Raw genomic sequence first — 15,578 nt, 5'->3', positions numbered from 1 at the left:
GAAATCATTTCATAAAACAAAAAAGCTTCAGAGAAATCTGAAGCTTTTTTTATAATTATTAAAGAGTAAAACTTAGAAATTAGTATTTACTTTTTTAGAACGATCTGCAATATGCGAGATAAGCCAGATTACTTGTCCTTCTTTTACAAAGTATATTTTCTTAGCCGATAAATTCGGAATACTTTCAAGACAAGTCACTAAAATGTTGTTTGCCGAAATAAGATACTGCTGATCATAAGTGCTCAAAACTCTTGCAGCCTCTTTATTGGTTTTTGCCATAGTAGTAAACTTAATGAAATTGTTTTTCAAGATTGCATCATAATTCATAACATCTTCTAGAGTTAATGAAATATAGTGATCTTTTACATTTTCATCATAATATAAAGTTGAAAAAGCCCATACAGCACCTCCAGATAAATACATTTTGTCTTTTTTCAATAAAAGCGGATTTGCATCAAGCATTGCTTTTACCTTCTTGCGTAAAACAGGGTTAAAGTCAAAAGATTTTTCTTGATACGTAGACATGTCATTAGCTTGATTTGGGTTTGCTACTGTCTTTTTTACAGCATCAGTAAGTGTCATTGTACCAAAGTCAAGTTCTAAAGGTATAAACGCAAGTTTATCGTCTTCAAGCTCGTCAATATAACCACCTTTAGTAGTTTGCGCACCAATATCAAGTAAAAAAGCATTAGCGTAATCAACAGCTGGCATAGCACCTTTAACAAGCGTTTTAGCCTCTTCGTCAACATTTAATACGTCAAGTTTTTTATTTGTAAGAGTACTGATTTTGGTTTTTAAAACTTCAACATTTCTTGCAGATGCAAAAACAGGTGCAGCAACAATAAAGATGTTTTCTTCAAGAAGTTTAAAATCGGTTTTAATTTTTTTCAATTGATCAACCACTGTAACGCTGATTTTGTTGATGTCTTCTTGTGGAAGTTCTCCTTTTTCGGCAATATGCGCAGCAAAATCAAGTCTTTCAGTAGCGAAGTACAAAATTTTATAATCAGCTTTTCTGATGTTGTTTACGTCAATAACTGAAACTTTGATCGCTCTTCGTCCAATTTCGATTCCAGCGTAAACACTTTTTTGAGAGAAGGCGTTAAGAGAAAAAAATAAATTTAAAAGAATAAAAAATAAAATTTGGGGTTTGTTTTTTTTAATCATTGGATTTAATTGTTGTTGTAATATAGTTGTGAATAATAATGTACGATAATGATTTGATTGTGTAAATTGTGTAGAAAATGAACTCTCGAATTTTTAGCAGTAGGTCGCATTTAAAAATTGAACGAGTTGATTGTAGGTTATTAGGATTAGGTATTTGGGTTTTAATTAATTTTTGCAAAAATCCGATAATTAGTTTGAAGAAAAAAGAACTTACATGTTTTTTTATTGTTACTTTTTGAAGGATTATTGAGTTTGATGAAATTTTTTAGCGAATGTGATAAATGTCTAGAATTTTTTAGTCAGCTTTTGATATAATAGTTAACGGATAAAGTCTCTGGATATTTTTTCGAACAATTTAAAAACAAAAAAAGCTCCAGATTTCTCTGAAGCTTTTGCCTTAGTTTGTAGTCCGTGGGGGAATCGAACCCCCCTTACCAGGATGAAAACCTGGCGTCCTAACCGATAGACGAACGGACCTGTTTTGCTATTGCGGGTGCAAAAGTGCAAATAATTTTGAGATATGCAAAACGTTTTCGAAAAAAACTTTTCTCAGTTATTCTAAAAATACCAGCTTTTGAAGCAATAAAATTGAAATAAATTTGGTGAAGAGAGTTGTATTTATTTGATTAATAATTGGTTGTTTTTTGTAAAGAAAGAGGCGGAGAAGTTATTTCTTTCAAAATAAAATTTTTAAAAAGTTGAAGAATTTAAGCGTTATTTTTTGTTTTGAAAGAATATTCTTTTGGTTTTTGATCTCCTTGTCTTGCTGGGAGACAATTCTCGGATTTTTAAGTTTATCAAGAAAAAATACTATTTTAGTCAAATAAAGTTTACAATAATTTATTCTAAGCCTTTTCACTGTAAAAACCAAAGCAAAATGATAACAAAATTATTTCATTTACTATCTGTAAAAAATATCACCTCTTATGTAGTCTGTTTAAATACGGAAAGATTTTCCGGCAAAATAAAAAATAATGGAGTGACTTATAAAATTCCTGCAATTAAATTAGAAAGTGATAAAAATGATGTCGTTATAAACAACTTTATCGAACAGAATAATATAAGTAAAGGTGAGATTTTACTTAGCGCATCTAATTTATTGTATATGCCGAAATTAAATATTGTTGGCATTGGCTTTAAAATTGAAAAGAAAATACATTTAAACATTGCATTTAATTTAAGTGATCAACTGCATGTTGTATACCTTGCAGGTTTGTTGATGTCAAAATCCCTTTTAGTAGTGAATAATAAAAACTTAGAATCAACAATGAATATAAATTTCAAAGATGAGGAAAGTGAATTCACCAATAAAGCAAACCAATTATTGCCAATTCTAATAGAAAAAATTGGACTTAAATATCTAAAAGAAGATCCAAGATTTAAAGATTTTAATAAAAATCAAGTTGCTCAGTTTTTTGAAGAAAATCCAAATTATTTAGCTGCGATTTTAAAGGAGACAACTAGTACTTGGATAGAAATAGAAAATGAATAACGAACTTATAATTAAAAACTTCACTTTAAAAAATATTTTCAATTTAGGAGGGCCTTTAATGTTTGTTTTTTTTGTAGGCTGGTGTGCTTTTAAAATTGGATTAGGAGAAGGTGTGTTAAGGAATTTGCTGTTTTTTTTATATACATCAGGTACTATTTTAGCGATGACTTTACTGAATTACTTTTCAACAGTAGTCACAATAAATAAAAGAGGCATACTGAAAAATAGTTTATTTTTTTCTGAATATGTAGAATGGAAAAAGATCAAATCTCTTAATATTCAATTGATAACATCCAGTAAGTATGTAAAGACATTGGACAAGAAGGAATATTTTGACGAGTTTTATGTTGGAAAAAAAGAGATCTTAATTAGTGATATAGAAAATCAACTTGATCAATCTACACTAATAAAGTGGAAAAAAATTATACGATTACCTTTTAATGATAGCACAATTGAAATATTAAATAATAATAAATTGTTGTAAATTAGACACTTACAAACGAAAGGATTTAAGTTGTATTAAACTGATTTAAAAATTTTAAAACAAGAAAGCCATGCAAAAATTACAATTTAAAAAAGAAATTAAAGCATCAGCTCAAAAAGTGTACGAAACGATGTTAGGCTTAAAAAATAAAGCCACTTATGAATATTGGACCGCAACTTTTAATCCTACTTCAACGTATGAGGGAAGCTGGGAAAAAGGAAGTAAAATCCTTTTTGTTGGAGTAGATGAAAATGGTAAAAAAGGAGGAATGGTTTCGGAAATTGCAGAGCACAAACCTGCCAATTTTGTTTCCATTCGTCATTACGGATTTTTGGACGGAGATACGGAAGTAACGACAGGCGAACAGGTTGAAAAATGGGCAGGCGGACACGAGAATTACACGTTCCAGGAAAATAACGGTAGTACAACCTTAATTGTGGATATAGATGTTATTGATGAATATTTGGATTATTTCAATGATAATTATCCAAAAGCAATGGATAAATTAAAAGAAGTTTCGGAACAATAAAAAACGAACAGATGAAACAGATTTAAGCAATTAATTTAATGGAAAGTTTAGCAATTAAGCAAATCGTTCAGAAACATTCGGTTTTGATATGTTTGGTCATTTCCATGATTTTAATCGTAATAGCAACTTTATTGTATCCAGGCGGATCATTGCTTGACAAAAATTCTATTGGATTTGGCTGGTCAAAAAATTTCATTAGTAATTTGTTTGCTGCAAAAGCGATAAATGGGGCAGAAAACCCCGGCAGGATTTGGGCCATTATCGGAATGGCATTCCAATCGGTTGGTTATGGAGTTTTTTTTATCCATATGTCAAAAAAAATAGCTTTAAGGCAATGGTCTAAAATTTTAAAATTTATAGGCGTTGCCAACATATTATTCATTTTCTTAATTGCAACACCCTTACATGATCTAGGAACAATATCGATCGTTTTAACATTAATCGGTTTGTTTATTATTACTGTATTGATTCTAAAGTCAAAACTTCATTTACTTAAATTTTGCTGTATTATTTGCTTATTAACTTTTTACTGCTTCTTTTTCCTGTTTGGCTTTGGTTATTTGAGTTCAGCCATTATAATGCAGAAAGTGTATAATGCAAGTTCGATATTATTAGTTTTGGGACTGGAGTATTTTACCCAATATGATGACTTTATAGCAATTAAATCGGGAGAACAAAAAGTATAAATAACGAACTTGTAAAAACTGCTATAGCCTCAAAACGTTATGTAGATTCATTTCATCAACAATAAATAACTGCTTGTAATTCTGATTTTTATAAGTAATAATTCTCACAAAAACTTCAAAATTAAAAACTGAATTCGTATATTGTTCTGCTAAAAATTAACGATGCTTCCAAACGTCTTTCAGTTCATTTTAATAGAAACCATCTAGCTTATGAAAAAATCCTTAGTGCTCTTTACTGTATTCTTAGCTTTTACAGCGTGTTCAAAACATCAGGAGAAAAAAAATGTTGCCATCACAGGAATAGATTCCACGTTGACACCTGGTAATGACTTTTTTAAATATGTAAATGGCAAATGGTACGATTCTGTATCAATACCGCCATCTCAAGCCGGAGTAGGTGCCTATATGTTTATGAATTTCCCGCAACGAATGCGCTTGCAAAGAATATTAGACAGTATTTCTAAAAGCGATAATCCAACAGGAAGTATAGCGCAAAAGGTAGGAGACTTTTATGCATCAGGTATGGATACTGTAACTATTGACAAACGCGGTTATACACCTATTAAACCTCTGCTTGCTAAAATTGAAGCAATTAACGATTTGCCATCTTTAATGAGCTTTGTAGCAAATGAAGAAAAAGCAGGCAACTTATCTATTATTGCTCTTGGAGTATCGCCTGATCAAAAAAACAGCAGTATGAACATTGCCCAAATCTATCAAACGGGTATCGGTTTGCCTGATCGGGACTATTATTTCAAATCAGATTCATCGACAGTTGCTATACAAGGAGCATACAAAAAATATCTTGCTACATTATTTCAGCAAACAGGCAGCGATGCCAATGAGGCTAAAAAGAATGCTGATTTGGTTTACGATATTGACAAACAAATTGCTGTTTCGCATAAAACAAAAGTTGAACTTCGAGATGTGCAGGCAAATTATAATAAAATAGCGGTGACAGATCTTGTAAAAAGACATCCAAACATAGACTGGAATACTTTTTTAAAAAATCTTGGTGCTCAAACCGATTTTATCAATGTAAGTCAGCCCGCTTATTATGATGCACTTAATAAGCTTTTAAAAACCATTCCTATTGATAATTGGAAAATTTACTTGAAAGCAAATTCTTTAGAAAGATATGCAGATGATTTAAGTAAACCTTTTGTAGATGCTTCATTTGAATATACCAAAGTGCTTTCTGGTCAAGCTGTTCAGAAATCACGTGGTGAAAAAATGGCTAGCGCCGTTGACAATTACTTAGGCGAAGCGTTGGGGGAATTGTATGTAAAGAAATATTTTTCAGAAGATGCCAAAAAGCGTATGTTAATTCTAGTGAATAATTTGCAAAAAGCATATGGCAAAAGAATTGATAATTTGGAATGGATGAGTCCTACTACGAAACAAAAAGCGAAAGAAAAATTGTTTGCCATTACTAAGAAAATTGGATACCCAGATAAATGGAGAGATTATAGCAATGTACAGATAGCTAGAAACGCTTATTTTGAGAATACGGTTTCGGCTTCTAAAGCTGATTATCAATTTCAATTAGCAAGATTGGGCAAACCAGTCGATAAATCAGAATGGTTTACTACACCTCCAACAGTTACAGCATATAACAATCCTACTGCAAATGAAATTGTTTTTCCTGCAGGGATTTTGCAAGCGCCATATTTTGATAACAATGCCGATGATGCACTTAATTATGGAGGTATTGGAATGGTTATTGGCCACGAAATAACCCATACGTTTGATGATCAAGGTGCTCAATATGACAAAGACGGAAACCTGAAAAACTGGTGGACAAAAGAGGATTATGCACAGTTCAAGTCAAGAATACAACAGGTTATTAATTTGTACAGTACTTATACCGTTTTGGGCGATCTACACATTAATGGCGCAATGACAGTTGGCGAAAATACGGCAGATATTGCTGGAATAGCTGTTGCCTATGATGCTTTTAAAATGACTGAACAAGGAAAAGGAAACACAAAAATCGACGGTTTTACTCCAGATCAACGTTTCTTTATTTCTATAGCCAAAATATGGAGAGTAAAAATGAAAGACGAGTTTCTGCGTTTGTGGATCAACAATAATCCGCATTCTCCACCAAATTGGCGTGTAAATGGTCCTCTTATGAATACGACACCTTTTTACAAAGCATTTAATGTAAAACCTGGAGATAAAATGTTTTTGCCTGAGAAAGATAGGATAACGATTTGGTAATGTCTGCACTTTCTCAAATATTGCAATAAAAATCAACCATCGGAAGTAAAACTGATTAAAAATGACAAATGCGCAAGAAAACGTAGTATGGATCACAGGTGCTTCATCTGGCATTGGAAAATCAATGGCTTTTGAATGGGCAAGATTGGGATATAAAGTTGTTCTTTCCGCCCGACGTCAAGAACTATTGGATGAAGTCGCTGATCAGATTAGGCATTCAGGTGGAGAAGCATTGGTTGTTCCTTGTGATATAATGGATGAAACCGCTATTGAAAATGCAGTCCAACAAATCATTAAAAATTTAGGACGTCTGGATGTTGTTATTGCTAATGCTGGTTTTGGCGTTTTTGGAAGTATCGAAAAACTAACAGCCAAGGATTGGAATAGACAATTGCAAGGCAACGTTACGGGTTTGGCCCTAACAGTAAAATATGCCCTTCCACATTTAAAGAAAAACAAGGGCCGAATCGGTTTAGTTGGAAGTGTAGGCGCGTATCTTCCTAATCCTAATGTAGGTGCATATGGTGCTTCAAAAGCGGCTGTAAACTCTATTGGTCAAACTTTGCAGGTTGAACTAATGGGTACAGGTGTCAGCTGTACTACTATGCATCCTGGATTTGTGGTTTCAGAAATTGCTCGAATTGACAATGACGGAGTTTGGCATCCTGAAGACCCAGATCCACGACCGTCAAATTTAATGTGGCCCACTGATAAAGCTGCAAAAGTAATGGTAAGGGCTACTTTAAAACGAAAGAGAAATTACATTTTTACTGGTCACGGTAAATTAGCTGTTTTGTTGCAAAGATGGTTTCCTAGCTTGATGAGGTCTATAATTTCAAAAGGCCCAAAACCAGATTCATAAAAGAGTAAACTTTTTTACGGAAATTAAATCTATGTTAAAAGAGCGGCTTTATTTCAATATTAATTTGAAATTTGTAAAATGTCTAATTAAGAACAAGATAAAATGGAAGGACAAATTTTAGAACTAGAAAAAAAATACTGGCAAGGGGTTGAAAATAATGATTATGAAATAGTACGAAATCTGACGCTATTTCCTTGTATAGTTGCTGGAAAAAATGGTATTCAGAGTATCAGTGAGGCTGATTTCAAAAATATGTTCGATTCTGGTCAGACCAACAAAATAAAAGTGCTCAAGATCTATGAGGTTAAAGAAAAACTAATAGCTGAAAATACTGCCGTAATAGGATATCTTCTCGATTTTGAGATAGTAGATAACAGTCAAAAAGGAGCTATAAAGTGTGCCTGCACTTCTACTTGGATTAAAGAAAATGACAAGTGGGCGTGTGCAATGCATACCGAAACAGAATTGGAAAAAAATTAGTAAGCTACTATATTTATATAGTTAAAAACAAAGTATACTTATAAAAAATGCGCAAATGTCTCTGACTTTGCGCATTTTTTTAGCTTTAAATTGAGCGTTTGCGGAAAATTCAGGGACATTTTTACATCGTGTTTAGGCTATTTAAAGAGCATTTCGCGGAGTGAGGATAAGTGAAAAAGCAATTTATTTTGAATAATGAGGAAAGACGTAAAGAGGAGTAATCATAATGATTTATTTTTACGAACCAAATTCTTATGTTAGGCAATTTTGAAAAACAAAAACGATAAAAAATAAACTAAAAAATGACCTTCATTAAAACACTTTCTACATTTTTAATTTCACTTTTATTAGTTACAGCAACTTTTGGACAAGAGTCTAAACAAAAAACTAAAATTTTATTGATTGGAACAATTCATTTTGAAAACCCTCATACAGATACTTTTGAACTAAAAACGGATGATTTTTTAAGTGCTAAGCGACAAAGTGAATTAGAAGATTTGACGAATGTTCTATCGCAAACAAAAGCGACTAAAATCATGATTGAAAGACCTATTGAAAATCAACGCTCTGCTGACAGTTTATATAGTTTATATTTAACAGGCCATTATAAACTTACCGTTTCAGAAAGAGAACAAATTGGTTTTAGATTAGGCAAAAAATTAAAATTAAATCAAATAAGCTGTGTCGACAAATTCTACGGACTGCACGATAGCTTAATGGCTGTAACCGCCAAAGAAAATAATCAACTTTATTTGCTGAAAGATTTAGGAACTCATGCTAAAGCCTTGATAAATGATTATGATAATCAATTGAAAAAAGGCACAATAACCGAAGTTTTAAAATACATAAATAAACCTGAAGAATTAAAAAGAAATTTATCCATTTATCTAAAATTTATAGCAAAGATTGGTGCAGGTAAAAATTTTGCTGGCGCAGAATATGTATCAGAGTGGTATTTAAGAAATCTTGCTATTTATTCAAATATTATAACTCAGACAAATGCAAATGACAAATATGTTATATTACTATTTGGACAAGGACATATTCCTATATTAAAACACCTACTGCAAAACAATGACGACTTTGAAATTGTTGAAGTGAATAATGTACTAAAATAAAACTGCCTTCAACCGCTTGCGTTCACGAGCGAGACGCTCGCGCTAGCGGGGGATCGGAGAAAGTTAACGCAAACAATCTATCAAGTTTGGATAGATTTCTTTATTTTTCACTTTTGTAATTAATTACCTGCAATAACAACAACCTAAAATGAAGATAAAAATGGATTTTCTAATTGGACCATCAGGTTTAATATTGCTTGGAGCGATATTAAGTGCCATAGGAGCATTATGGGCTTCACAATCTCAATCATCGTTCGAAAGAGAATCTAAAGAAAAAAGTGAACAGTTAGTGATGAAGAGTGAAGAAATAGCTACGCTAAATAAAGAAATTGTGAAAATTGTCACGGGAGGAGATAGCTTTTGTTTGTTTGATTTTACTGGAACTATTCACAATCCATTAGTATTAAGACATGATGGTAAATACCCAATCTATGAATTAAAAATTAGTATCCGTAATCTTGGAGATTACAGGCAAATTTCTGGACGTTCCATACAAATCTTGACAGCGCAAACTAATACTTTTATGGCTGGAACAATAAATCCACAATATTGGGGACTAATGCCTACAATGGAATTAGATAAAAGACTTGTAGCACAAGGTTTTCGCATTGAATATGAGTCAAGAGGAGGAAGTTGGTATCAAGAATTCCGTTTCTTTTTTATTAAGGACAAAATTGAATATGCAACCAAAGTAATTAGAAATATTCAAGATAAAAATGAAATAATTTATGAAAAAAAATCAGATAATTTCCCTCTAAATAAAAGGGGTGAAATAGATTGGTATCAAGATGAATAACGATAGCGCAGATTTGCAATCTGTGCCGCAAAGTGAATCAAGGTAAAAACAAAAAAAGCTTCAGATTTCTCTGAAGCTTTACTTAGTAGCGGGAACAGGACTCGAACCTGTGACCTTCGGGTTATGAGCCCGACGAGCTGCCTACTGCTCTATCCCGCGATGTTTCGGGTGCAAAGATACAGCGATTTTTGAGAAATCCAACGAAAATATTAAAAAATGTTTTATTTTCTCTATTGAGTTGATATGACTACCTTTGCACATTAAATATTATGCAAATGTCACATAAAGCAGGTTTTGTAAACATCATCGGGAATCCAAATGTTGGGAAATCGACACTAATGAACGCCTTTGTTGGAGAACGATTATCAATCATCACTTCAAAAGCACAAACAACACGTCATAGAATCTTAGGAATCGTAAATGGCGAAGATTTTCAACTTGTATTATCAGATACTCCGGGAATTATAAAACCGGCTTACGAAATGCAGGAATCGATGATGAATTTTGTAAAATCGGCTTTTGAAGATGCTGATATTTTAATCTACATGGTCGAAATAGGCGAGCAGGACTTAAAAGATGAAGCGTTTTTTAATAAAATTATTTATGCAAAGATTCCGGTTCTACTTCTTTTAAATAAAATCGACAATTCAAATCAGGAACAATTAGAGCAACAAGTTTCTTTTTGGAAAGAAAAAGTGCCAAACGCTGAAATTTTCCCAATCTCAGCTTTACAGAATTTTAATGTTCCAGAAGTTTTCGGAAGAATTATCGAATTACTTCCAGAATCTCCAGCTTATTATCCAAAAGATCAATTAACAGATAAACCAGAACGTTTCTTTGTAAACGAAACCATTCGTGAAAAAATTCTATTGAATTACGCTAAAGAAATTCCGTACGCAGTCGAAATCGTTACGGAAGAATTTCATGAAGATGAAAAAATTATCAGAATCCGTTCTGTAATTATGGTGGAACGCGATACGCAAAAAGGAATTATCATTGGACATAAAGGTGCAGCGCTGAAAAAAGTAGGAACTGATGCCCGTGCCGATTTGGAGAAATTCTTCGGAAAACAAATTCACATCGAACTTTACGTAAAAGTGAATAAAAACTGGAGAAGCAATGCCAATATGTTGAAACGATTTGGTTATAACCAATAGTTTTTTGTTGAATCGGTTAATTGTTGATTTGTTTAATCGTTAACCGAAAAATTGTTGAAACCGAGATGCCCTAGCCCAGATGGGAACGGCATCCTTTTATGGCGGGGTTCGCCATAAAAGATATAGTGGACAGCTGGATTAAGCTCCATAAAAAAGTGGTCAGTTTTCAGTTTACAGTCACAGTTTTATCAGTTTTTTTACTGAATACTTAAAACTGATAACTGCAAACTAAAAAAGACTACCTTTGCAAAAAAATTAAATAAGGCATTTGGATTATAAGTGCTTAGGTTTTTAGTGAGCTAAAAATCTGAAATCTAAAGTCTAACGTCTAAAATTCAAAAAAAATGAATAACATTGTTGCGATAGTAGGAAGACCTAATGTAGGGAAATCGACCCTTTTTAATAGGCTGATACAAAGAAGAGAAGCTATTGTAGATTCAGTATCTGGGGTTACCCGTGATAGAAACTATGGTAAAAGCGAGTGGAACGGAAAAGAGTTTTCTGTAATTGATACCGGAGGATACATTCGCGGAAGTGATGACGTATTTGAAGGTGAAATCCGTAAACAAGTTGAGCTTGCTATCGACGAAGCCGATGTTATTATTTTTGTGGTTGATGTTGAAGAAGGAATTACTCCAATGGATGAAACCGTTGCTAAATTGCTTCGAAAAGTAACAAAACCGGTTTTATTGGCCGTAAATAAGGTTGATAACGCAATGCGTGAAAAAGATGCAGTTGAGTTTTATAACCTTGGATTAGGTGAATATTACACATTTGCAAGTATTTCAGGAAGCGGAACAGGAGATTTATTAGATGCTTTGATTGACTCTTTCCCAGAGAAACCAGAGCCAGTTCAAGAAGAAGTGGTTTTACCTCGTTTTGCTGTTGTAGGTCGTCCAAATGCTGGTAAATCTAGTTTTATCAATGCATTAATTGGTAAAGAACGTTTCATGGTAACGGATATTGCAGGAACTACGCGTGATGCAATTGATACAAAATTTGACCGTTTTGGTTTTGAATTTAACTTGGTTGATACTGCGGGAATCCGTCGTAAGGCTAAAGTAAAAGAAGATTTAGAATTTTATTCTGTAATGCGTTCTGTAAGAGCGATTGAGCATGCAGATATTTGTATATTGGTTATCGATGCAACCCGCGGATTTGAAGGTCAGGATCAGAGTATTTTCTGGTTGGCTGAGAAAAACCGTAAAGGTGTTGTAATCTTGGTAAATAAATGGGATTTGGTTGAAAAAGATACCATGTCGACTCGTGATTACGAAGAGAAAATCAAAAAAGAATTAATGCCTTTTACAGATGTGCCAATTTTGTTCGTTTCGGCTTTAACAAAACAACGTTTGTTGAAAGCGCTTGAAGCTACAGTTCAGGTTTATGAAAATAGACAACAAAGAATTGCAACTTCAAAATTCAATGAATATATGTTGAAAGTAATTGAAGCGTATCCGCCACCGGCAACAAAAGGTAAATATGTGAAAATTAAATATTGTATGCAGTTGCCAACACCAACGCCTCAGTTTGTGTTTTTTGCAAACATGCCACAATACGTTAAAGAGCCATATAAAAGATATCTTGAAAATAAAATCAGAGAAAATTGGGACTTTGCAGGAGTACCGATCGATATTTATATCAGAGAAAAATAAAATTAAAATCCCCAGTAAAATGGGGATTTTTTTTTGCTTCTAAACAAAATGCGCTGTAAATGTTACATATATAATTAAACCTTTGAGTTGTTTCTAGGTCTTATTGGTTCTAACTAACCCATTATGACCAGATATTTTTCTTATTTATTGTTTTTTCTTTTTTGCGTTGGTGCCAATGCGCAAAATGATATTATCATAAAAGGAACTGTTGTTGATCTTAACACGCAAGTTCCGCTTGAAATGGCGACTGTATATTTTACAACCGTAAAGGATTCTGCTGTAATTGAATATGCTACTACCGATAAAAATGGTGTTTTCAGAATAAATACAAAAAAAATCAACAAGCCTGTTTTTTTGAAAGTCAACTATATGGGGTACCAAACTTTGGTTGAAGAACAAAAAGAATTAGTTGAAAGCAAGGATTTTGGAAAACTGTACTTGACCGAAAATATAAACGCTTTAGAGAATGTTATCATTAAAACAGAAGCGCCTCCGGTTGCCGTTAAAAAAGACACTTTAGAATTTAATGCCTCAGCTTTTAAAGTCAGGCCCGATGCCAATGTCGAAAATTTATTAAAGCAGTTGCCCGGTGTCGATGTCGATAATGACGGAAAAGTGACTGTAAATGGGCGAGAAGTCACACAGTTTTTAGTCAATGGAAAAGCTTTTTTTGATAAAGATGGGCAGATGTTATTGAAAAATATGCCGGCCGAAATAATCAAAAAGGTTCAGGTTTCAGATTTTAAAACCAAGAAAGAAGAACTGGCAAAACAGGAATCAAGTTCAGATAACTCGTCTATTAACTTTACAATTGACGAAAAGAAAAACAAAGGTTTCTTTGGAAAAGCGCTTGCTGGTTATGGTTCTGATGATCGTTATGAAAGCAGTTTGATTATGAATTTCTTTAATAATAATCAGAAGATTAGTGTTTTGGCTTCGTCAAATAATATTAATTCAACCGGATTCTCCATGGATGATGTTTTTGATAATATGGGAGGTGGAAGAAATAATAACGCCAATCAAGGAAGTACTACAAGTGGTAAAGGGATTATTCAATCAAATCTGGCTGGAATTAATTATTCTGATGAATGGTTTAAGGACTTCTCAGCTTCCGGGAGTTATAATTTTTCAAATAATATAACTAACAATGACAGCAAAGCGAATCAATTGAGCTTTTTGCCGACAGGAAATATTTTGACGAAATCAGATGCCAAAACGAGAACTGAAAATACAGGAAATAAAGCCAATTTTGAATTCGAATACAAGCTAGATCCTACAACGCGAATTGTTTTTACTCCAAAATTCAATCAAACGCGAGTTGACAGTGAATCGGCTTCTTCTAGTTCTTCTGAAGACGAAAATGGTCAGGCTTTAAACGAAAGCACTGCAGTTTCGCATCGAGAAAATACGTCAACAAACTTTGCGAATACACTTAATTTCAATAAAGTTTTTGCAAAAAAGAACCGCAATTTGAGTTTTGTTTTTGATAATAATAACACCGATGCAATTACAGACGGAACAAACGTTTCGGAAACTATTTTTTATCAGGACAACAAACCAAATGATGAACGAAATCAAAAAAGCAGAAATGACAATGTTAATGATGCTTATTCGTTAGATATTGAATATACGGAACCAATTACAGATTCACTTCGCATTAGATTTGGTTCTGATTTTGATTGGCAAAAAGAAATAAAAGATCAGAAAACATTTGACTTTGACGATGCTTCGCAATCATATTCTCAAATAAATCAATCTTTGACAACATATACGACTTCGAAACAAAATTCGGTTAGCCCAAAAGTTGGAATTACGTTGCAGAAGAATAAATTCACAATAAATCTGGATACTAAAACGTCAATTATTGATTATGACAATCATGCTTTTTATTTAGGAAAAGCGACCGATTTGAATCAGAAATATGCGCTTCCTTATGCCACTGCGCAGTTTAGATATAAGTTTAGCCGTTCAAAGAATTTGACGTTCAAATACGATTATTCAAACACCCTTCCTGCTTCGAGTTTTTTACTTCCGGTTGCTAATTTGAGCAATCCGTTAAATACAATTATTGGAAACCCAAATCTGACACCAATTGAAAAGAATTCGGCAAATTTCAGTTTCAGAAACTTTGATTTCCGTACGCGTTCTGGTTATAGTGTGTATGCAAGAGGAGATTATTATACTAGTGATATTTCGTCTACTTCGCTTTATGATGACAGCGGTAAAAGAACAACAACATATGTAAATATAGCAGATACGTACACCTTAAGTGTTGGAGGAAACTGGAATCAATCAATCAAGAAAGATGCAAATACTTTTCGATACGGTTTGCAGTTAAATGGGACGTATAGTTTTGATAAAGGATATACAAATGCAGTTTTATACAACGCAAAAGGTACTGCGGTAACACCAAAAGTTTATTTGTCATATGAATACGGTGATTTACTGGTTATTGCGCCTTCGTACAGTTTGTCATACAATGAAACAAAATATGAAAACTATACACGCGATGCGACTTCAAATGTGGTACACCGAATAAATTTGCAGACAACAAGTTACTGGCCAGATAAATTAATCTTTGGAAATGATTTCGGGTATACATACAATTCTAATATTTCAAGTGATTTCAAAAAAGATTTTTATCTATGGAATACGAGTCTGTCTTATGGATTTTTTGATAAGAAGCTTTATGCGAAAGTGAAAGTTTATGATGTTTTAAATCAGAATCAAAGTGCCACAAGAACTATTTCGGCGACATCAATCCGTGACGAAGAAAATACAGTTTTAAAAAGATATATAATGTTTTCATTGGCTTACAAAATCGGAAATTTTGCAGGAAATGAAAAAGGCAAGAGAAGAGGCCGAGAAAGAGAGGAGTAGGTTTTGTCTTTCTTTAGAGACGTACGATTGTGCGTCTCTTTAAGGCTTT

At 33.1% G+C, this 15,578-nt stretch carries 13 protein-coding genes and 2 tRNA genes; 12 read left to right on the top strand and 3 right to left on the bottom strand.

What is annotated here, in order from left to right:
* Nucleotides 1–72: 72 nt before the first annotated feature.
* Entirely contained in the window at nt 73–1,167 is a 1,095-nt protein-coding gene (locus tag RB619_RS17620) for an exopolyphosphatase (protein ID WP_308099892.1), read from the bottom strand.
* A 405-nt stretch (nt 1,168–1,572) separates the two neighbouring features.
* Nucleotides 1,573–1,644 (bottom strand) — tRNA-Glu (locus tag RB619_RS17615).
* 400 nt (nt 1,645–2,044) lie between these two features.
* Here RB619_RS17615 and RB619_RS17610 point away from each other — a divergent pair.
* The 9 genes from RB619_RS17610 (at nt 2,045) to RB619_RS17570 (ending at nt 9,837) form a co-directional block, all read left to right on the top strand.
* Nucleotides 2,045–2,659, top strand: coding sequence for a hypothetical protein (locus RB619_RS17610; RefSeq protein ID WP_308099890.1), 615 nt, complete (start codon nt 2,045–2,047; stop codon nt 2,657–2,659).
* Nucleotides 2,652–3,143: a hypothetical protein gene (locus tag RB619_RS17605; protein WP_308099888.1), complete on the top strand. Its 492-nt coding sequence runs from the start codon at nt 2,652–2,654 to the stop codon at nt 3,141–3,143. Before RB619_RS17610 ends, RB619_RS17605 begins: the two co-directional genes overlap by 8 nt.
* Before the next feature lie 70 nt (nt 3,144–3,213).
* Complete coding sequence (locus RB619_RS17600; protein WP_308099886.1) at nt 3,214–3,672, top strand: SRPBCC domain-containing protein; 459 nt, start codon at nt 3,214–3,216, stop codon at nt 3,670–3,672.
* Between the two features lie 38 nt (nt 3,673–3,710).
* Complete coding sequence (locus RB619_RS17595) at nt 3,711–4,358, top strand: hypothetical protein (RefSeq protein ID WP_308099884.1); 648 nt, start codon at nt 3,711–3,713, stop codon at nt 4,356–4,358.
* A 210-nt stretch (nt 4,359–4,568) separates the two neighbouring features.
* Nucleotides 4,569–6,581 carry a M13 family metallopeptidase gene (locus tag RB619_RS17590; protein WP_308099882.1) on the top strand — a complete coding sequence of 671 codons (2,013 nt, stop codon included), beginning with the start codon at nt 4,569–4,571 and terminating at the stop codon, nt 6,579–6,581.
* A 61-nt stretch (nt 6,582–6,642) separates the two neighbouring features.
* Nucleotides 6,643–7,443: an SDR family NAD(P)-dependent oxidoreductase gene (locus RB619_RS17585; protein WP_308099877.1), complete on the top strand. Its 801-nt coding sequence runs from the start codon at nt 6,643–6,645 to the stop codon at nt 7,441–7,443.
* Nucleotides 7,444–7,545: 102 nt separating this feature from the next.
* Nucleotides 7,546–7,923, top strand: coding sequence for a nuclear transport factor 2 family protein (locus RB619_RS17580; RefSeq protein WP_308099875.1), 378 nt, complete (start codon nt 7,546–7,548; stop codon nt 7,921–7,923).
* A 302-nt stretch (nt 7,924–8,225) separates the two neighbouring features.
* Entirely contained in the window at nt 8,226–9,041 is an 816-nt protein-coding gene (locus RB619_RS17575; protein WP_308099873.1) for a DUF5694 domain-containing protein, read from the top strand.
* 160 nt (nt 9,042–9,201) lie between these two features.
* Nucleotides 9,202–9,837: a hypothetical protein gene (locus tag RB619_RS17570; protein ID WP_308099871.1), complete on the top strand. Its 636-nt coding sequence runs from the start codon at nt 9,202–9,204 to the stop codon at nt 9,835–9,837.
* Between the two features lie 86 nt (nt 9,838–9,923).
* Here RB619_RS17570 and RB619_RS17565 read toward each other — a convergent pair.
* Nucleotides 9,924–9,996: transfer RNA gene (locus RB619_RS17565), tRNA-Met, on the bottom strand.
* A gap of 116 nt (nt 9,997–10,112) precedes the next feature.
* On the opposite strand from RB619_RS17565, the gene era reads away from it, so the two are divergent.
* The 3 genes from era (at nt 10,113) to RB619_RS17550 (ending at nt 15,529) form a co-directional block, all read left to right on the top strand.
* Nucleotides 10,113–10,994: a GTPase Era gene (gene era / locus RB619_RS17560; RefSeq protein WP_308099869.1), complete on the top strand. Its 882-nt coding sequence runs from the start codon at nt 10,113–10,115 to the stop codon at nt 10,992–10,994.
* 344 nt (nt 10,995–11,338) lie between these two features.
* Nucleotides 11,339–12,649 (top strand): ribosome biogenesis GTPase Der, encoded by a 1,311-nt coding sequence (gene der / locus RB619_RS17555; protein WP_308099867.1) that lies wholly within the window; start codon nt 11,339–11,341, stop codon nt 12,647–12,649.
* Nucleotides 12,650–12,772: 123 nt separating this feature from the next.
* Nucleotides 12,773–15,529: an outer membrane beta-barrel protein gene (locus RB619_RS17550; RefSeq protein WP_308099865.1), complete on the top strand. Its 2,757-nt coding sequence runs from the start codon at nt 12,773–12,775 to the stop codon at nt 15,527–15,529.
* Nucleotides 15,530–15,578: the final 49 nt, after the last annotated feature.

Origin of the sequence: Flavobacterium sp. LHD-80 (genome assembly GCF_030929605.1) — a bacterium.
GTDB lineage: Bacteria > Bacteroidota > Bacteroidia > Flavobacteriales > Flavobacteriaceae > Flavobacterium.
This window is presented reverse-complemented; position numbering and strand designations above follow the sequence as displayed.